We start from the raw sequence: 20,015 nt of genomic DNA on the forward strand, positions 1-20,015 counted from the left end.
GATGTCAAGAAGAAAATAATGCTGAAGCAACTACAAAATAAGGAAAGATTGCAAATGTAATTTACACATTTACAATCTTTCTATATTTATCAGTGTTTAGTTATTTACTTTACCCTAGTCTATTCTATTTCTCTTAAAAGATTAGCCATTTCAATTGCAGTTACTGCTGCATCATAGCCCTTATTTCCTGCTTTAGTGCCTGCTCTTTCAATTGCTTGCTCAATTGAGTCTGTAGTTAATACTCCAAATATAACTGGAAGCTCTGTATTTAATCCTACATGCGCTATCCCCTTAGTAACTTCAGAAGAAACATAATCAAAATGTGGTGTATTTCCTCTAATAACTGCTCCTAGACATATTACCGCATCATATTTTTTTGACTTTGCCATCTTATTTGCAGCAAGTGGAATTTCAAAAGCTCCTGGTACCCAAGCAATTTCTATTTCATTTTCTTCTGCTCCATGTCTTTTAAGCGCATCTATAGCTCCTCCTAAAAGTTTAGATCCTATAAATTCATTAAATCTTCCTACAACTATACCAAATTTTAATCCTTTAGCAATTAAATTTCCTTCATATGTTCTCATTTTTTCATCCTCCAACTTTCCGTTATATTTTATTTTAGTTTTTATTTTATGTTACAATTTGCTGCAACTTTAAGTTTCAGCTAATATCTTTAATGCCTAATGTCTAATATCTAAATATATGCTACCTAATTATTAAAAAAATTTAGTGACTAGGAACTAGTGATTAGAGATTATTAAGCATATGACCCATCTTTTCTTTCTTGGTTCTTAAGTAAAATTCATTTCTTTCATTATGATTCATTTGGATAGGTACTCTTTCTAATACTTCAATACCATATCCTGAAAGCCCTGAAAGTTTCTTAGGATTATTTGTCATAAGATTTATCTTAGTTACTCCTAAATCAGAAAGTATCTGTGCACCTATTCCGTAATCTCTCATATCTGCTGGGAATCCTAAAGCTATATTAGCCTCTACGGTATCCATTCCTTGGTCTTGAAGTGCATAGGCCTTTAACTTGTTTATAAGTCCTATTCCACGACCTTCTTGCCTCATGTATAAAAGAATTCCTCTTCCTTCTTCAGCTATTTTTTTCATAGCTGATGCGTACTGCTCTCCACAATCACATCTTTTAGAGCCTAGTGCATCCCCTGTCAAGCACTCTGAGTGAACCCTGACAAGTACAGGTTTCTCTCCACTTATATCTCCTTTAACTAGAGCTACATGATGTTCTCCATTTAATTTATTTATATATCCATATATCTCAAAGTCACCATACTTGGTTGGCATTTTAGTTTTTACTACTCTTTCTATAAGCTTTTCACTATGTCTTCTATAAGCAATTAAATCTGCAATAGTAATTATCTTTAGATTATGTGTCTTTGCAAATTCCATAAGCTCAGGAGTTCTTGCCATGGTTCCATCTTCATTCATTATTTCACAAATAACTCCTGCTCCTTTCAGCCCTGCAAGTTTTGCAAGGTCCACTGCTGCTTCAGTATGCCCTGTTCTTTTTAATACTCCGCCTTGTCTAGAAGCTAATGGAAAGATGTGTCCAGGTCTTCTGAAGTCTGATGCTTTAGCTTTAGGATCTAGAGTTTTCTCTATAGTTAAAGCTCTTTCATAAGCTGAAATTCCTGTAGTAGTTTCCATTGCATCTATTGAAACTGTAAAGGCTGTTTCGTGATTATCTGTATTATTTTTAACCATTGGGTGTATGTTTAATTCATTTAATCTTTCTTCTTCCATTGGCATACATATAAGTCCTCTACCGTATTTAGCCATAAAGTTTATAGCCTCTCCCGTGACCTTTTCTGCTGCCATAAGAAGATCACCTTCATTTTCACGATCTTCATCATCTATAACTATTATGATTTTTCCCTCTCTAATATCCTCTATCGCTTCTTCTATACTATTAAATTTATACATTCTTTAAATCCTCCTTAAAATCCATTTTCCCTTAGAAACTCTAAGGTTATGGATGATTTTTTATTTTTTTCCTCTTTGGCCCTTATGCCTAGTAGCTTTTCTACATATTTTCCTAACATGTCACATTCTAAGTTAACTATATCTCCTGGTGATTTTTTCAAAAGTATAGTTTCTTCTCCAGTATGTGGAATTATGGACACTTTAAATACTCCTTCATCCACATAGGCCACAGTTAAGCTAACTCCATCTATTGCAATCGAGCCTTTATGAACTATATACCTTAATATGTCCTCGTTTGCCTTAATGGTAATCCAAAATGCATTATCCTCTTTCTCAAAATTCTCAATAATTCCCGTCCCATCTATGTGGCCGCTTACTATGTGTCCCCCAAATCTTCCATTAGCTTTTAATGCTCTTTCTAAGTTTACATAGCTTCCTCTTTTTAGACTTCCAAGACTGCTGCTTCTTAAAGTTTCAGCCATAACGTCCACTGTAAATGATGATGATGAGTACTCAGTAACAGTTAAACAAACACCATTGGTACTTATGCTATCACCAAGTTGTACTTCTTCTAATATCTTACTAGCTTTTATAGTAAGCCTAGCTGATTTTGTTCCTCTTTGAATATCCTGTATTATCCCTATTTCCTCAACTAATCCAGTAAACATACTTACCCTCCTAACTCCTAGTCCCCTTTGTGTAATATTTATTTCACGTATCCTTCAATTAAAATATCTTCATCAAAGGTTTTAAATATGATATTTTCAAGGATTATACTTTCTCTCATTAATGCTTTTCCTTCTCCACCAATTGGGGTTTTGGCACTTTCCCCTCCAATAATCTTAGGGGCTATATAAGCCTGAACTTTATCAACTATTCCCTGCTCTATTGCTGAATAATTCAATGTGCTGCCTCCCTCTAAAAGTATGCTATCTATACCCATTTCTCCAAGTTTTTTTATCATGGCTTGTAAATTTACTCTGCCATCCATATCTTCAACTATTAAAACTTCTGCTCCCTTAGCTTTTAAAAGCTGTATCTTCTCCTCTGAAGCTTTTTTAGTAGTTGCAATTATAGTTAAAGTTTCGTCCTTTATGTTTAATACATTTGAATTTAAAGGTATTCTTAAATTACTATCTACAATTATTCTCTTTGGACTTATACCGCCCTGGATTCTACAAGTAAGGCTTGGGTTATCTTGAAGTACCGTACCTATTCCCACCATAATTCCTGAAACTTTATTTCTTAATTTATGTACTTCTTCTCTTGCCGCCTCTCCTGTTATCCATTTAGAATCTCCAGTAAAAGCTGCTATTTTACCATCCAGTGTCATAGCATATTTCATGATTACAAAAGGACTTTTAGTTCCTATATATTTTATAAATATCTCATTTGAATTTTTGCATTCTTCCTCTAAAACTCCTGTTATTACCTCAATACCATGCTCTCTTAGAATTTCTACGCCTTTTCCTGCAACCCTTGGGTTAGGATCAAGCATTCCTACTATAACTTTTTTTATATTATTTTTGATTATTGCATTTACACAAGGAGGAGTTTTCCCATAGTGACAACATGGTTCTAATGTCACATACATGGTACTTCCCTCAACATTTTCCTTCGCGCTTGAAAATGCATTTATCTCTGCATGAGGACCACCATAATATTCATGATATCCTTCACCAATTATTTTGTTGTCCTTTACTATAATTGCCCCAACTAGAGGATTGGGATTTACTCTTCCCTCACCTTTTTTAGCAAGTTCAAGAGCAAGCTTCATGTATTTTTCATTCACAATATCACCTTCTCTGCATAGTCTATATAATTTTTTGATTTCCTCATGTTATTTATGCATCATTTCCTAAAGTCTTTTATTTTATTAAAAACAAAAAACCCCAAGCTTTCACTCAGGGCTAATAATCAAATAAATTTATTAATTTATATCTAACAAACAAAAGCTCTGAAACATAAGTTTCAGAGCTGGTAGACACTAAATTAATTTATACTATAAAAATTATACCTTTTATAGTACAACCTGCCTATCTTCTTTCATCCAGACTTTACTGTCGGCCTCGGAATTTCACCGAATCATGCCTTACGGCTCGCGGGCTTTACCGCCGGTAGGGATTCACACCCTGCCCTGAAGATAATTTATTAAGTTTTACAAGTTTATTGTAAACCAGCACATTATATATGTCAATACTAAATTATTTATATCTTCACCTTATCTAATATGGTGACACAACATTCCTCTAAGTTAGTATTGCTCACTTCACAATAGAAATTTCTATCTTTAAAGTTGTACATAGGATCATAATAAGTAATCATTAATTCGCTAATTACCTCATCATATTCATCCTTTAAAATCTTACCTGTAAACTTTTCTATTCTAGATGCAGATATATATTTATTCATATTTTTTAAAGCTTCTATTATCTCATATTTACTGCTTTCATTTATTAGATAATCATTTTTTATATTTTTTATACGATATTCTAAAGGAGCTGTAACATTAATTTGTGTTCCATTTTCGATCGCATTAAACATATACTCTGGCATAACTATCTTATCTATTCTTTTGCTTTCTCCTTCAGTAAACACTAAGTTTGTCTTTCTCTTTGATAGCTCTTCAAATACTAAGGATTCAAACATCTTCTGAGAATTTCCTGAGCCTAGCCCTACTGATCCAAGTAATGATCCTCTATGATTTGCTGCTGCTTCTAAATCTAAAGTATCATAGCCCATTTCCCTTAATTTACTCAACAAATGAGTCTTACCTGTACCTGTATTTCCATATAACACAACAAATTTAATTTCTTCAAATAACCTAGGAAGGCTATGATTTATATATTCTCTATAACCTTTATATCCCTTTGTAACTTTAACAATATCCATTCCCAGTGCAGTAAACAATGATGCTATAGATGAGCTTCTCATACCGCCTCTAGCACAAAATATAGCTGTCTTTTTCTTTTCATCATCAATTGTCTTATAACTCTCATACATTTGGGGTAACTTTTTTGAAACAATTTCTATTCCACGCTTCTTTGCCTTATCTTGCGAATCTTTCACATAAATTGTCCCTATTTCTTCTCTTTCTTCATCAGTGAATAATGGTATATTTACAGCTCCTGGTATAGTAGCTTCTTTAAATTCCTTAGGACTACGTACATCCACAAAAACCATTGGCTTTTTATTTTCTTTAAGTACTTCTTCATATTCTAATGATCTTAACATTTTCATCATCCCAACAATTAGTTTATATTTATTAAAATACTTGCCACATATATAAAATTTAATCCATATATACTTTATAATATCACAAATAAATAAAACATACCAAATTTACTAATTGTCTAGAAAATGCTTAAATCTCAGCAATTACATCTATCTCAACTAAAAACTTATCTAATAATTGACTGCCTATTGTTGTTCTTACAGGATACGGCTCTTTGAAAAATTCAGCATAAATCTTATTAAACTTTTCGAAGTATTTTAAATTTGACAAATGTACCGTAACTTTAACCACATCATCCATAGTTGCACCACCGCATTTTAAGATAGCTTGTATATTTTTTAAAACTTGCCTTGTTTGTTCTTCAATGCCCTTAGGAGCCTTTCCTGTTATAACATCTACTCCTACTTGTCCAGATACATATATAGTGTTTCCAACTATCAAGCCTTGTGAATATGGACCAACTGGCTTAGGTGCTAATGAAGTTTCAATTTTCTTTTTCACTTTTAATCCCCCAATATATTAATTGACCTTACTTAATAAATATGAAATATATTTTATATTATGAGAATTATAAGTTAAATACTGAAACATCTTAGCAAACTGAGATGTGCTAATTTGTATTGAAACCATTATTTACCATAAATTAGCAAAGGTGATGTCATAAAGTATTGAAATTAAATTTCAACATTTTACAACACCACCTTGTAATATTAAAAAGTTAGTTTATTTTATAGATTTCATTACCATAATCCAAATCTTTTTACATGTTCCATTTTGTCATCTCTATGCTGAACCATTTCTATTGAGCCTAAAACTATATGTGCGAGTCCAAATCCTAAAATACCAGCGCCAATTGCTGTAGCTGCTTTTTTCTTAACCATTGTAGCACCTGCTCCAGTTACTGCTGCACCTAAAACTGTAGGTATCATTCCCTCACGCATAACTCATTCCTCCTCTTTTATCCTAATTTTTATTTAAAGAACATAATTATTATTCCACCTATAAACTTATTTATCCTTAATAAAAATAGAAGAAAAGAGTAATTCTATGGTAACTACTTTATTTGTCCTTTTGTGCTTTTCCACCTTCTTCTTCAAAAAATCCATCAAAATAATATTTTTCTCCTTCTTTTACAATCAATATATCATATATAACATTATTCCCATAATCTATAGTAGCCGAAATAAACCCATCAGATACTCTCACTTCAAAAGGCTTATTTTCATATTGTTTCGTATTTTTATAGCCTTCTTCCGTTATAATTTCATCTAAATTATCTTTTATCTTGGAGCTACTTATTTTTTTTATTGTATCCTTGTCACCTCTACTTAATGCCTTCGTAAAGGTTTCTGCAAGTTCTTTCATAGTACTATTTTTCACACCAATATCGTTAATTAATATATAATTAGAAAGTATATTATTTCTACTTTCCTTGTCTATAAGTTCATAATTACTAGGTACAAAGCTGTCGAAATAATACTTTCCATTTTCATCCCTCATCTTTAATGCTACATACTTAGCTTCATTACTATTATTTGTATCAACCTCTACATAAATAATATTATTTTCATTTACATGAGTAAAATCATAAGCAAAATCATCATTATCTTTTCCCTTAAAATATTTTTCACTAATATCTAAAAGAACTTTGGTACTAAATATGTCTTTATTATGATTTATTACGCTTAAAACCTTTTCATTTCCTGATACTAAAGCATCAATTAATGTAAATGTAGCTTCTTCTGCAGTATTATTTTTTATGTTTGCTGTTGATAAATAATTCATATTTATATTTACTTTTGAAGTAGAATTGGAGCACCCTAAAAAGCTCAAAATTATACTTACTGCTAATACTATTAAGATAAATTTTTTCATTTAATTCCCCCCTTTGTATAATTTGTAAGCTACTTATATATATGCCTTTGTTATAAATAGTCGCTTGATATTTCTGGTGCTTTATAGTAATCCTCAGATTAAAAATTATTTTTTTAATTTTTAATACAATACTGGTGGAAATGAATATAAAAAAGATGATATTATATATTTATATAACACATGGGGGGTTGGCAAAAGATGTTTAGTACAAACTATAAAATTGCAGATAAATCAGTTTGGCAAGGAAGAATTGATAGTGATACAAATTTTGATGCATTTAGATGGCATCAATGGGTTGAATTAATAGATTTAAAGAATGAGCATTTAATTCCTTTCGATGGACAATTAGGTTTTGCCTTCATTGGATTTTGTTGTGATGAAGGAATTAATAGAAATAAAGGTAGAACTGGTGCTTCTAAAGGTCCCGAAAGTATTAGAAAGGAGCTTGCACATCTTCCTTGTTGCTTTACACAAGAAGTCAAACTTTTTGATGCTGGAGACATACTTTGCGAAAACATTTCTTTAGAAGAAAGTCAAGACTTACTTTCAAAAGCAGTAGACAAGATTTTAAGCTTAAACTTATTTCCCATAGTCTTAGGTGGAGGACACGAGACAGCTTGGGGACATTATAGTGGTATTTTAGGTAATTTATCTAAAAATAATCCTAAACCTAATATTGGTATAATAAATTTTGATGCTCATTTTGATATTAGACCTTATCCAAATGGTAGTCATTCAGGTTCTATGTTTAGACAAATAGCTGATATTTGTGAAGAAAAAAGCTTAGAATATTCCTACATGTGTCTTGGAATTCAAAAACACAGTAATACTGTAGATTTGTTTAAAACTGCTGACAAATTAGGAGTGGATTATATTTTAGCAAAGGATATTTTAAATAGTGACGATTGGAATGTATTTGAAAGATTAGATGAGTTTATAAAACTTAGAGATCATATTTACATAACTATATGTTCAGATGTATTTTCTTCAGCATTTGCACCAGGAGTTAGTGCATCTCAACCGCTGGGACTTGATCCTGAAAAAGTAATAAAGTTTATTAAATATATTTTAAAATCCAATAAAGTTGTGAGCTTTGATATTGCTGAGGTTTCTCCAAGATTTGATTTGGACAACACCACAGCAAATTTAGCTGCAGTAATCATTTTTTCAGTAATAAATACAATGGCTCATATATGTAATTTATCACTATAGAAATAGCACGACATTTTTAATGTTGAACCGCCTGCAGTGAATTTGCATTTAGGAAGGCGTTCGCTACGGAAAAGAGCTTTTAATTGCTTGCTCAATGCTTTCTACAATGCAAATTCACTGCTTGTGTTCAACATTAAAAACGTCGCAATATCCTTTTTATATGAATAACTGTATGTTAGAATTCAATGCATCTCTCATATAATCTTGAGCTGTTATGATTGTAAATCCTTCAATAAACTCTTCTTCCTTAAACCCCATCACTTCTACAGACATTTTACATCCGTAGAATTTAACTCCCTTTTTTATTGCTCCATTTAAAAATTTTGTTAAAGTAGGTGTTTCTGTATCTTCCATCATCTTTTGAAGCATTGCCTTTCCAACTCCAGCCATATTCATTTTTGATAGTGGAAGCTGCTCAGGTCCTACAGGCGTTACAGAATCAAACATCTTTTCATAGGCTGTTTTATCTTCTAAAGTCATTCTTTCAGGATCTCTTACTAAAAATAGTCCCCAAAAGGCACAAAATATACTCACATCTACTCCAATATCACTTGCTGCATTTGCAATAGTAAGAGCAGCCAAAGCTTTATCATAATCGCCACTAAAAAGAACTAAGCTTAATTTCTTATTGTCTACGTTATTATCCAAATTACTTACCTCCTACATTTATAGTATTTATTAAGTACTTAAATTTTTATATTTTTCTTAATAACACTAACTAACTTATTAATTAAATCAATATAAATGCTGCAATTACTGTAGTCATAATTCCTACTATTACTGGAATCATATTTTTTCTAGCTAAATCAAAGGGTTTAACATCACAAATTGCTGCAACCGATACAACACTCCATGGTATAGCAGTTCCTCCTATCCAAATTGAAAGTACTTGCCCAAAGGCTGCTACCTTTGATGTATCAGTTCCTATTGCTGTATTAAAAGCATGTGCCAATGTTCCCATAAGAGGAAGTCCTCCAAAGGCAGAACCGCTTACTCCAAGTATAACAGCTACAAACCCTTGAATTGAAATCACTGAAAAACTAGATAGTGTTATTTTACTGGATATATACATTGCCATATCTGTTAAAAGCCCTGTAGCATTATTACCCAAAATCTCCTTTGCCGTATTCTCACTTCCTAAAAAGAAAAAAGCACCTATAACTATTACTGGAGCAAAAACTTTTATACCAAACACAAAACCGTCCTTTATGTATCTTGTTACTTCGCCTAAGGACTTTACTACTCCAAAATTTAAAATAGATGTAAATATTAAAATTAAAATAGCAGTTCCTCCTATTAAAGCTGTTGCACCTTGACCCTTTAACTTAAACATGTATATAAAAATTACATCTATTAAAAATACTATAGGGGTAGATATTGCTATGAGCTTTGGATTATGCAGTGGCGGATCTTTATCAATCACCACCTCTTGAATATGCTGTTCCTCATTATAATCATCAACTTTATTTGTTTCTCTTTTCATAATAAAAAATGCAGTTCCTACAGTAAAAACACTCATCGTAATCCAAAAGGGTATACTTTGCCTTACTATTATAAATGTATCATTTATCCCTGCAGTCTTAGCAGTTATTGCAGGTGCACCCTGAATAAAAAAATCACTAGATAGCGCTATTCCCTTGCCAAATAAAGATAAAGCAACTGCTGCCCAAATTTTTGGAAGACCTGCTTTTACAGCAGCAGGCACCATTATTGCGCCAATAAATACGGTTGCAGGAGTTGGCCATATAAACCAAGAGGTTATAGTTACAGTGAGACCTAAAACAAAAAAAGCTACTACCTTGTTTATCATAAATTTTCTTAATGGATTTACAATAAGTTCATCTGCACCTATATCGCTTAAAGACTTTGACATAGCATTTACCATAGAAATTATAAGCACAATTTCTATAAACTCTCTGCCAGATACTAATATGGCCCTATAAATAATTTGCACTGCCTCCAAAACATTCGAAGTTTTTATTAATCCAATTATACCTATCCCTAATATACATGGTATTACAACATCCTTTTTAAAAAATATAATTCCAATAACTAAAATAATTATTGCTAAATATACATAGTGTATCAATCCTAATGTAATCATAGTTTTCTCCTGCCTTCTTATATTGAAAATACAATATATAAAACTATGTTTTGTTTAAATCTCAAATATTATTCTAATTAGGGAATATTATTTCATCGAATGTTTTGTTTTAATTGCATTGACAACAAAGTGTTATTATTGTAAACTTTATTTAAATATTAGGTTTACAATAAATTTAGGAGGTTTTTTAATGAAAATTACTACACGAGATATGATTCTTGTTTCCTTATTTACATCTTTAACTGCTATTGGAACATTTATAAAAATCCCTCTAGAACCTGCACCCATTAATCTTCAATTTTTATTTACAGCACTTGCAGGAATACTACTTGGCTCTAGATTAGGTGCATTATCCCAAATTGTATATGTAACACTAGGATTATTAGGTCTTCCTGTATTTACAAAGCCAGGTGGTTTATCTTATATTTTTCAGCCTACTTTTGGATATTTAATAGGATATATTATTGCAGCTTATATTATAGGTAAACTATCCGAATCACAAAATAGGCCAAGCTTTTTAAAACTTTTAACTGCCTGTATTTCAGGAATAATTATTGTTTACATTATTGGAGTTCCTTATTTATACATTATATTAAAATATGTATCCTCAGTTACTATAACTATTCCTTCTGCATTAAAGACTGGATTTTTGATATTTCTTCCAGGTGATTTGATTAAATGTATATTTACTGCATTTCTTGGAGTTAGAATTATACCTGTTATAAAACGTTATGGATTAGCTAATTCTTAAAGATATAAATATAAAAAAATCAGGGAATACCTCCCTGATTTTATACATATCCATAAAGCCCTCTTACAGAAACTTCTCCTGATATTACTTCATGAATACTTCCATCCTGATATTTTACAATAAGCTTTCCATCATCACTTAAATCCAATGCTTGTGCTTGAATTTCATCATTTCTATTAATTATTCTGACTGACTTCCCAATTAATATTGAATTTTCTCTGCAAATATCTATAGAAGTTTTTATATCTTCGTTTTTTATAAATTCTTTATATAATTCTTCTAAGTTATTTAAAATACTTGCAACCAAGGCTTTTCTCTCAATACTCTTACCTTCTTCAATTTTTAATGAGGTTGCAATTTCCTCAATTTCTTCTGGGAAATCCTCTTTATCAATATTTACATTTATGCCTATTCCCATAACCACATAATTTACATTATTTATTTCCCCACTCATTTCAGTTAGTATTCCGCAAACCTTCTTATTATTTAATACTATGTCATTAGGCCATTTTATGTATGCATTTATCCCCTGCTCTTTTATAGACTTTAGCACCGCCGCAGCTCCAACTTGAGTAATTTTTGCTACATTCATTGGGTCAATATCAGGTCTTAATACTATAGACATCCATATTCCCTTAAATTTTGGAGAAACCCAATTACGTCCAAGCCTTCCCCTACCCATAGTTTGTTCTTCGCTTATTATTACTATTCCTTCTGAGCATCCACTACTTGCTAACTTTTTAGCTTCGTTATTAGTAGAATCTATTGAGTTAAAGTAAACTATTTGTTTACCTATATAGCTTGTATTTAAATAAGGACTTATTTCTTCAAAAGTAAGCAAGTCTGGAGATGAAATTAACTTATATCCTTTTCTAGATACGGACTCTATATTATATCCATCTTCCTTTATTGCCTTCATATATTTCCATACAGCAGCTCTTGAAATCCCCAAAGTACTGCTAATATCCTCTCCAGATATAAATTCATTTTCATTTTTCTTTAGTAATCTGATTATTTCTTCTTTCAATGTGCCGCCTCCTTATCTTTTCATCATTATAACATTTTCATTTAGAAAAAGTACATATCATTAAATCTAAGTCAATCTTTTATTTGATATAATATTAATTTATACTATAAATTGTTGTGATATATTAAATACAATCCAATAATTCAATAAAGAAGGAGTTATCTTTATGAAATTACTATTTATCTCTGATATTCATGGTTCTTTATACTATTTAAATGAAGTTCTTCAATTATGCCAAAACGAAGATCCAAACTATATAATTATATTAGGTGATGAGTTATATCATGGAGCAAGAAATCCACTTCCAAAGGAATATAACCCAAAAGCAGCAACTGAACTGTTAAATTCTTACAAAGATAAAATTATTGCGGTTCGTGGAAATTGTGATAGTGAAGTTGACCAGATGGTTTTAGAATATCCAATGCTTAGTGATTATTCCATAATTCTTTATAATGATAAAAGACTATTCTTAACTCATGGTCATATTTATAATAGTGATAATTTGCCTAATTTAAGTACAGGTGATGTATTAATTTATGGTCACACCCATGTACCTTTAGCTGAAAAACATAAGGATATATTTATATTAAACCCTGGTTCCATAACCTTTCCAAAAGAAAACACACCTAATTCTTATGGTGTGCTTGAAGACCACATATTTAAAATTAAAACTTTAGATGGCGACATTTATAAGGAAATCGAACTAAAATAGTCTTCAATTGTTCCCAAATATGTATTATCCTCGTCACCATTACATATTTGGGAAGTAGAATATCCTTATAAAAACAGTACCCCTACCCCTACAATGGTAATTAGTGATCCAACTATTTCCCTTGAAGTAACCTTTTCCTTCAATATTCTAATTGCAGGCGGAATGATTAAAACAGGAGTTATGGATGTAATTGTTGCAGCTACTCCAGCTGTAGTATGCTGAATTGCTAGCAATGAAAATGACACTCCTAAAAATGGCCCAAAAATCGCTCCAAGAGAGATTCTTTTTAAGGCATAGGCATCTTTAAAAGCTATACTTAAATTTCCCCACTTCTTCATTACAGTAATCAATATAGTAAATCCAAAAATTCCAGCAATTATACGTATTTGCGTAGCTGCAAAAGGATTATAATTCCCCATTCCTACTTTACTTAATATAACGCCACACGCTTGCCCTAAAGATCCCAAAAACGCAAAAGCTAGTCCCTTTGCAGGATGAGCAAATTCAACCTTATTCTCATCTGAATCCTTCTTAAAAACTACTATTGCAATCCCTATTATTGTAATTGCCATTCCTATAATACTTATTTTACTTAATCTCTCACCAAAAACTATATAGCTTATTATTGCAGTAATTGGAGGTGAAGTTGCCATTACAAGCATCGCAATTCTCGAGCCCACTTCAACATAAGCTTGAAACAAAAATAAATCTCCTAAAACAAATCCTATAATTCCTGAGATTAATAGCCATAGCCATGTACTTCCAGTGGCATCTATAGGTAAAAATAAACCTCTAGTTATGAGCGTATATATGCTTATTAACACAAAACCTATCAAAAGTCTTATAAGATTTACAGATAATGATCCAACTTTTTTACCTGCTGACTCAAATGCCAGCGCTGTAACAGTCCAAAACATTGCTGTTAGTAATGCTGCAAATTCGCCAAAATGTGACTGTAACATAAAATCCCCTCCACCAAACCATATTCTTTCCTAATTTTACTAAGTTATATTATACCATAACTATTTCTTAATTATATTTAAAATATAACAACATTCTTATTCACTTAAAGATATTTAACACTCTTTCTATAAATAATATATATTGTTTCTTAATTTTCATATGAAAAAGTTTATATTTTGTTTATAATTAGTTTATGAAAAATAGAGATATACATTTTAAAATAAACTTATGAAGGACCTTCATGAAAACAAACCTAAAGGAGATGTTATTAAAAATGAAATTAAAGAAAAAAACAGCAATGTTTTTAAGCTTTGCTCTAGGAACTGTAATGTTTGCTTCTACAGCTATGGCAGAAGTAATGTCTAAAAGTGGATATGATCAATTAAAGGATTCTATGAAATACACAGCTGAAAGTCTTACCTCAGATGTTTCAAGTTATACTTTAGACATGTCTTTTGCACTAAAGGATAATGGTACTGTTATTTCATCTGAAACCTCACTTAATAAATATGATGTTTCAAAACAAGCTATGGAAAACGTATCAACAAATATTGATGGTAAAGTTAAAAGAGATAATTATTACTACGCTGACAAAAATGGTTATATAAATAAAAACAGTGACCAAAATGTATATTATGTAAGTGAGTATACAAGTCCTCGTGAAGTAAATTCTTTTAAAAATCCATTTAAAGAAAAAGAAGCTAGCGATGTTGAAAAAATAGCAGATGCTCTTGTAGGTAATTTAAAAGATTCTGTTATTGTTACTGAAAATACAGATGGAAGTAAGGTATTATCTGGATCTTTAAAAGAATCACAAATACCAGCACTAGTTAATGCTGTAGTATCCCTACAATCTAAAAATGAATTTGGCAATAGAAATAATAACCAAGATAATATGCCAAAAATCACAAAGGATATCTTTGTTAAAGAAATATCCGGTAAAATGGTAGTAAATAAAGATGGATTAATCCAAAGCATACTTGGAACTGGTGTACTTTCTGGTAAGGACGATAGCGGAAAAGAACATGTTATAACTTTAGAATTATTAGGAAAAGTAACAAATGTAAACTCAACTGTTGTTAAAAAGCCTGATCTTTCTGGCAAGACTGTAGAAAAAAATACAGAAAGAGATTATAACAAGCTAACTAACCCAGAAATATATGTTGGACAATATAAAACTGATATTATAATAGAAAAAAATAATAAGTTTGAAAAAATAGGTGAAAAATTTGTTGATATTACTAATGCAACTGAAACTAGTATTAGCGGAAGATATCATGAAGAATATTTAAAGGGTTATGAAAACTATGCCTCTGATAAGAAAGACTTTGAATTTAGCGCAAAATTCGAAAAAAATAATGGCACTTATGGACCTTTTACTGCTTCTGATAATACTATAAAAGGTGATATATCTGTAAATCCATATTCAGCAAATATATACTTTAATATAAATGAACGTGTAAGAACAAACATTTTATCTGACAGTGAGTACAGCAGAGTATTTAATTAATAATATCTATAATAACTTGTCGGTATTACTATACCGACAGGTTATTTTTAAAGCTTTATTATAATAAGTTTTGGAGGGATTTAAATGGACAAAGTTATAGAAATTCAAGACCTTTCCAAAGTATATAAAAATGGACGAGGTATAACTGACATTAATCTTGATATATATAAGGGTGATATTTTTGGATTTTTAGGACCAAATGGTGCTGGTAAAACCACTGCCATGAAAATCATGGCCGGCCTCATAAAGCCTGATAGTGGTGATGTTAAAATTTTAGGTCATAGTATCTTAAATGATTTTGAGGCAGCTATAGCAAAGGTTGGCTGTATTATAGAAACTGCTGAATCATATCCCTTTTTAACAGCTTTTGAAAACTTAAAACAATTTTCAAGATATTATAAAGATGTTGATTCTAAAAGAATCGAAGAAGTTTTAGAGCTTACTGGTCTTTTAAGATACAAAAATGAAAAGCCAAGAAAATTCTCTCTTGGAATGAAACAAAGACTTGGAATTGCTGCTGCAATTTTATCAAGGCCTGAGGTAGTTATACTAGATGAACCTTTAAATGGTCTTGACGTAGAAGGCATGATTGATATGAGGAACATTATAAAAGATCTTGCAGAAAAAGAAAATACTACATTCTTTATATCAAGTCATCTCATCCATGATGTAGAACTTACCTGTACCCGTATTGGAGTTTTATATAACGGGAAAATGCTTAATGTAGATACAACAAAAAATATATTGAATAACTATGCTTCCCTTGAAAATTATTTTATTAGTGAGGTAGAACGAAATGGTAGGATTTAAAGCAGCTTTAATAAATGAACTTGAAAAACTATATAAAAAGAAAAAAGTTTTAGTGGCAGCTATAATGTCACTTATTTTCATTATATTTGGCCAATTTTCTATCATTGGTCTTAGGAGCGGTTTTGGAGTTCGCGGAACTTCCGGGGTTGACTTCCCTCTACTTGTGCTTTCTGTTGTTGTTAATACAATTCTCCCTCTATTTACAGCACTTGTAACTATAGATAGCTTTTCTGGAGAATTTGCTCAAAACACTATGAAGATTGCACTTACAAGGCCAATTACAAGATTAAAGTTTTTTTCTGCAAAACTCACTGCTGTAATAATATTTGTACTAGTTAATCTTATGTTTGTAATGATTTTTTCAACTATAACTGGTATGATTTTTAATTCTAGTTCATTTACCATGCAAGGAATTGTTAAAATACTTGTTTCTTATTTAGTCACATTGTTTCCAATGATAGTATTGTCATTAGTAATTATACTTTTTACAAATATACTTAAAAGCGGAATAAGTGTATTTTTTATCTCTATCCTTATTTTTATAGTTTTCAAAGCCTTAGGAATTGTTTTTTCAAGCTATTCTGCTTTGTTTTTTACAAGTATGATGGATTGGTACAAACTATGGATTATGAATGACATTTCCTTTTTAAAAATTCTTCGACAGTTTATGATGATGTTTAGTTATGCTATACTATTATTTACAGGTGCCTATTATTTATTTGATAAAAAGGATTTCTAGGCAAATAACATTCTATAAGGTGAGCAAAATGGATATAAAAAGACGTCTACTTATTTCTAATACTATAACTGTTATAACACCGTTTATAATTGCAATTTTATCAGCCTTTATATTTACACTTGTATCTTCAAAAGTTTTTAATAGAAATATTAGCTATGATAAATTCACAAAATTAATGGTTGCAAGATATCAGCTTATAACTGCAGTAAAGGACGTGTCAAAATCTAGCCCGGGGACCATTGAAGATAGTAAATTTCAAAAATATCTATACGATAAGCTTTCAGATATTAATGGAGAAATCATAATAATTAAAAATAACAATGTCATATTTTCATCAAAAAATATAACTAAAATTGATATAGAAAAGTCTTTAGAAGTAATACGAACTAATTCTTTAAAAAATACGGTGAAAATTAGCGATGGTTCTTATATGGTTGACGGTGCTTCACTTGTATTTAAAGATGAATCCATCGGAAATGTAATACTGCTTTCACCAGTTGGAAAAGATACAGATGTTTTCAAAAAGTTTATTATTACTCTGATAAGTGTATTCTTTATATCATTTATAGGAATTAACTTATTTATGTCTTACCTTTTTTCAAAGCGAATATTAACTCCTATTTCACTGCTTAAAAAAGCTGCTGCTGAAATTAGTAGAGGTGATTTAAACTTTGAAATTATAGAAAGTGGTGACGGAGAAATTAGAGAGTTATGTGCTGATTTTGAAGCTATGAGATTACAGCTAAAGGATTCTATTCGCATGAAAATGAAATATGATGATAATAGAAAAATGCTAGTTTCTAGTATATCTCACGACTTAAAAACCCCCATAACTTCCATAAAGGGGTATGTAGAGGGGATTTTAGATGGTGTGGCAAATACTCCTGAAAAGACGGAACGTTATTTAAAAACCATTTATTCAAAATCTGAACAAATCGATGTTATGATCGATGATTTACTTTTATACTCAAAATTAGATTTAAATCAAATTCCTTTTAATTATGAAAAGACGGATATTGTTGAATACTTTGACTATTGCATTTTAGAAAGCTCACCAGAGCTGGAAAAATATAATATACATATTGATTTTCAAAATAATCTAAAGGATTTTCGCTATGTTATGCTTGATAGAGCGAGAATGAAGCGAGTTATAGTTAATATTATTGATAACTCTCGCAAGTATATGGATAAAGAAAACGGCCTAATAACAATAATGCTTAGAGAAACTAATTCTAGCATTATTATTGAAATAAAAGATAATGGCTCTGGTATTGATAAAAGTGATGTAAGTAAAATATTTGATAGATTTTATAGATCAGATTTAGCAAGAAGTGATGCAAAAGGCAGCGGGTTAGGACTTGCAATCGCTAAGCAAATTGTAGAAGGCCACAAGGGTAAAATATGGGCAATAAGCCATGAAGATGAAGGTACCAGTATAATAATTTCACTAGCAAAAACTATTTAAAAATGGAGAGCATTATGAAAAAAATTTTAATTATTGAAGATGATTTAAGTATTGCAGAACTTCAAAAGGATTATTTAGAGCTCAACAACTTTGAAGTTACTATATGTACAGATGGTGTTCAAGGTTTAAATACCTTAAAGGAGACTAGCTTTGATCTCTTGATACTTGATATTATGATTCCTAAAATTGATGGATTAAGCATTTTGCGTAGTATTCAAGACTCTAAGGAGATTCCTGTTTTACTTGTTTCTGCAAAAAAAGAGGAAATTGATAAAATTAAAGGATTAAGTCTTGGGGCAGATGATTATATTACAAAACCATTTAGTCCTGGTGAATTAGTTGCTAGAGTTAAATCTCATATTCAAAATTATGAGAGAATAAGAACTAAGTTCTCTTCGAAAGTTAAAAATGATATTATAACAATACGAGGTTTGGAAATAATTAAAAGTTCACGACAAGCATTTATAAATGGTAATGAAATAAATTTAGCTCAAAAGGAATTTGATTTACTGCTTTGTTTGGCCGAAAATCCAAACAGAGTATTTAGTAGAGAAGAATTATTTGAACGAATTTGGGGGCTTGATGCTCTTGGCGATACTGCCACTATAACTGTTCATATTAGAAGAATAAGGGAAAAAATAGAATCCTCTCCTTCCAACCCTCAATATGTTGAAACTGTTTGGGGTGCTGGGTACAAGCTTAGAGTTTAAAAAGGAACTTTCGCCAAAGCGAAAGTTCCTTTTTAAATGTCTTTTTCACTTATATATCGGATTGCTATAAATCCTATTATAAAAGCTATTAAAGAAGTTACAATGCTAATTCCACCAGGTATACCTGGAAATACAGGTATAATAGAGCCTATAACAAATCCTAAAATCAATAAATATGTTTTGCTTGGATATCTTTTAAGTAAGTTTTCTATCCCCCTAGTAGTTGCTAAAATACCTATAACAACTCCTATGCCTAAAGGTATTAAAAAAGGTACATTTCTATTATTTACAGCATTTAATGTTACATCATACAAATTTAATGTAAGCAGCATAAAAGATGCGCTTATCCCAGGTAAAATCAAGGCTATGGAAACTACCACACCTGCAATTAAAAGAAATACTATGCTTAAAACTCCTTGTGATGTTGCCAGTGTAGTAGCTGCTGCTGGATCTGATCCCATTAAAAGAACTATTACAAAACCAATAAGTAAAAATAATAAATCTCCTTTATTCTTTTTACGTGAAGTTGATTTCTTATATAATACTGGTATTCCACCACAAATAACTCCTATAAATAAAAACCTCATTACAAATGGCTGACTCGCTAAAGCTGATTCTAATATTTTACTAAATAAAATAAGAGCTGTAAGTCCACCTAGTCCAATCTCTAGTAATAGCATAGTATGTGCTTTTATATCTTCAAAAAAATGACCAATTGAATGAATCAAATCATCATAAATTCCAAGTATTATTGCCATTGTTCCACCGCTAACTCCAGGAACTAATGTAGCTATGCCAATAACTATTCCTTTTAAAAAGTTTTTAATGAATTTCATGTTATCCTCCACTAATTAATTATGTAAGTTATTTTTTATTTATTATATCATACATTCAAATACTTTTTAGTTTCTAAGTTCTTAATTTATTCTTACATTTTACACGAGGCCATGCG

21 protein-coding genes and 1 riboswitch are annotated in these 20,015 nt (G+C 30.8%); of the genes, 8 read left to right on the top strand and 13 right to left on the bottom strand.

The window, feature by feature from the left end:
- Positions 1 to 119 precede the first annotated feature (119 nt).
- From ribE (BSD9I1_RS12905) to BSD9I1_RS12940, 8 genes are all read right to left on the bottom strand, one after another.
- Complete coding sequence (ribE, locus tag BSD9I1_RS12905) at positions 120 to 584, bottom strand: 6,7-dimethyl-8-ribityllumazine synthase (protein ID WP_186430654.1); 465 nt, start codon at positions 582 to 584, stop codon at positions 120 to 122.
- A gap of 163 nt (positions 585 to 747) precedes the next feature.
- Positions 748 to 1,950, bottom strand: a complete 1,203-nt coding sequence (locus BSD9I1_RS12910; RefSeq protein ID WP_186430655.1) for a bifunctional 3,4-dihydroxy-2-butanone-4-phosphate synthase/GTP cyclohydrolase II — start codon at positions 1,948 to 1,950, stop codon at positions 748 to 750.
- A gap of 14 nt (positions 1,951 to 1,964) precedes the next feature.
- Entirely contained in the window at positions 1,965 to 2,618 is a 654-nt protein-coding gene (ribE, locus tag BSD9I1_RS12915) for a riboflavin synthase (RefSeq protein WP_186430656.1), read from the bottom strand.
- A gap of 38 nt (positions 2,619 to 2,656) precedes the next feature.
- On the bottom strand, positions 2,657 to 3,742 hold the full coding sequence (ribD, locus tag BSD9I1_RS12920; RefSeq protein WP_186430657.1) for a bifunctional diaminohydroxyphosphoribosylaminopyrimidine deaminase/5-amino-6-(5-phosphoribosylamino)uracil reductase RibD: 1,086 nt from the start codon (positions 3,740 to 3,742) through the stop codon (positions 2,657 to 2,659).
- 242 nt (positions 3,743 to 3,984) lie between these two features.
- A riboswitch (FMN riboswitch) is annotated at positions 3,985 to 4,099 on the bottom strand.
- 59 nt (positions 4,100 to 4,158) lie between these two features.
- Entirely contained in the window at positions 4,159 to 5,184 is a 1,026-nt protein-coding gene (gene mnmH / locus BSD9I1_RS12925; protein WP_186430658.1) for a tRNA 2-selenouridine(34) synthase MnmH, read from the bottom strand.
- A gap of 130 nt (positions 5,185 to 5,314) precedes the next feature.
- Complete coding sequence (locus tag BSD9I1_RS12930) at positions 5,315 to 5,686, bottom strand: RidA family protein (protein ID WP_186430659.1); 372 nt, start codon at positions 5,684 to 5,686, stop codon at positions 5,315 to 5,317.
- Positions 5,687 to 5,925: 239 nt separating this feature from the next.
- On the bottom strand, positions 5,926 to 6,126 hold the full coding sequence (locus tag BSD9I1_RS12935; protein ID WP_035309204.1) for an asparagine synthase: 201 nt from the start codon (positions 6,124 to 6,126) through the stop codon (positions 5,926 to 5,928).
- Between the two features lie 118 nt (positions 6,127 to 6,244).
- The gene (locus BSD9I1_RS12940; protein WP_186430660.1) at positions 6,245 to 7,060 is read right to left on the bottom strand and encodes a hypothetical protein; all 816 of its coding nucleotides are present in this window, start codon (positions 7,058 to 7,060) and stop codon (positions 6,245 to 6,247) included.
- 198 nt (positions 7,061 to 7,258) lie between these two features.
- Between BSD9I1_RS12940 and hutG the strand changes: the two genes are divergently transcribed.
- Positions 7,259 to 8,272 (top strand): formimidoylglutamase, encoded by a 1,014-nt coding sequence (hutG, locus tag BSD9I1_RS12945; RefSeq protein ID WP_186430661.1) that lies wholly within the window; start codon positions 7,259 to 7,261, stop codon positions 8,270 to 8,272.
- A 156-nt stretch (positions 8,273 to 8,428) separates the two neighbouring features.
- On the opposite strand, the gene BSD9I1_RS12950 is transcribed toward hutG, so the two are convergent.
- Positions 8,429 to 8,920, bottom strand: coding sequence for a DsrE/DsrF/DrsH-like family protein (locus BSD9I1_RS12950; RefSeq protein WP_035309209.1), 492 nt, complete (start codon positions 8,918 to 8,920; stop codon positions 8,429 to 8,431).
- A gap of 82 nt (positions 8,921 to 9,002) precedes the next feature.
- Complete coding sequence (locus BSD9I1_RS12955; protein WP_186430662.1) at positions 9,003 to 10,376, bottom strand: hypothetical protein; 1,374 nt, start codon at positions 10,374 to 10,376, stop codon at positions 9,003 to 9,005.
- Positions 10,377 to 10,566: 190 nt separating this feature from the next.
- Here BSD9I1_RS12955 and BSD9I1_RS12960 point away from each other — a divergent pair, with 190 nt between their 5' ends.
- Entirely contained in the window at positions 10,567 to 11,127 is a 561-nt protein-coding gene (locus tag BSD9I1_RS12960; RefSeq protein ID WP_035309211.1) for a biotin transporter BioY, read from the top strand.
- A 40-nt stretch (positions 11,128 to 11,167) separates the two neighbouring features.
- On the opposite strand, the gene BSD9I1_RS12965 is transcribed toward BSD9I1_RS12960, so the two are convergent.
- Complete coding sequence (locus BSD9I1_RS12965) at positions 11,168 to 12,154, bottom strand: biotin--[acetyl-CoA-carboxylase] ligase (RefSeq protein WP_186430663.1); 987 nt, start codon at positions 12,152 to 12,154, stop codon at positions 11,168 to 11,170.
- Positions 12,155 to 12,320: 166 nt separating this feature from the next.
- On the opposite strand from BSD9I1_RS12965, the gene yfcE reads away from it, so the two are divergent.
- Positions 12,321 to 12,866 carry a phosphodiesterase gene (gene yfcE, locus BSD9I1_RS12970; RefSeq protein WP_186430664.1) on the top strand — a complete coding sequence of 182 codons (546 nt, stop codon included), beginning with the start codon at positions 12,321 to 12,323 and terminating at the stop codon, positions 12,864 to 12,866.
- Positions 12,867 to 12,931: 65 nt separating this feature from the next.
- Here the strand turns inward: yfcE and BSD9I1_RS12975 are convergent, their stop codons facing one another.
- Complete coding sequence (locus tag BSD9I1_RS12975; RefSeq protein WP_186430665.1) at positions 12,932 to 13,828, bottom strand: DMT family transporter; 897 nt, start codon at positions 13,826 to 13,828, stop codon at positions 12,932 to 12,934.
- 275 nt (positions 13,829 to 14,103) lie between these two features.
- Here BSD9I1_RS12975 and BSD9I1_RS12980 point away from each other — a divergent pair, with 275 nt between their 5' ends.
- From BSD9I1_RS12980 to BSD9I1_RS13000, 5 genes are all read left to right on the top strand, one after another.
- Positions 14,104 to 15,339: a hypothetical protein gene (locus BSD9I1_RS12980; RefSeq protein ID WP_035309215.1), complete on the top strand. Its 1,236-nt coding sequence runs from the start codon at positions 14,104 to 14,106 to the stop codon at positions 15,337 to 15,339.
- 84 nt (positions 15,340 to 15,423) lie between these two features.
- Positions 15,424 to 16,149, top strand: a complete 726-nt coding sequence (locus tag BSD9I1_RS12985) for an ABC transporter ATP-binding protein (RefSeq protein ID WP_035309216.1) — start codon at positions 15,424 to 15,426, stop codon at positions 16,147 to 16,149.
- Positions 16,136 to 16,888: an ABC transporter permease gene (locus BSD9I1_RS12990; protein ID WP_035309217.1), complete on the top strand. Its 753-nt coding sequence runs from the start codon at positions 16,136 to 16,138 to the stop codon at positions 16,886 to 16,888. The genes BSD9I1_RS12985 and BSD9I1_RS12990 overlap by 14 nt, the downstream gene beginning before the upstream one ends.
- 28 nt (positions 16,889 to 16,916) lie before the next feature.
- The gene (locus BSD9I1_RS12995) at positions 16,917 to 18,353 is read left to right on the top strand and encodes a HAMP domain-containing sensor histidine kinase (RefSeq protein ID WP_035309218.1); all 1,437 of its coding nucleotides are present in this window, start codon (positions 16,917 to 16,919) and stop codon (positions 18,351 to 18,353) included.
- Positions 18,354 to 18,367: 14 nt separating this feature from the next.
- On the top strand, positions 18,368 to 19,063 hold the full coding sequence (locus tag BSD9I1_RS13000) for a response regulator transcription factor (RefSeq protein WP_035309219.1): 696 nt from the start codon (positions 18,368 to 18,370) through the stop codon (positions 19,061 to 19,063).
- A gap of 32 nt (positions 19,064 to 19,095) precedes the next feature.
- Here BSD9I1_RS13000 and BSD9I1_RS13005 read toward each other — a convergent pair whose 3' ends face one another.
- Positions 19,096 to 19,899: a DUF368 domain-containing protein gene (locus BSD9I1_RS13005; RefSeq protein ID WP_186430666.1), complete on the bottom strand. Its 804-nt coding sequence runs from the start codon at positions 19,897 to 19,899 to the stop codon at positions 19,096 to 19,098.
- Positions 19,900 to 20,015: the final 116 nt, after the last annotated feature.

This window comes from Clostridium sp. BSD9I1 (assembly GCF_900185645.1).
In the GTDB taxonomy this organism is placed as follows: Bacteria; Bacillota; Clostridia; order Clostridiales; family Clostridiaceae; genus Clostridium_AK.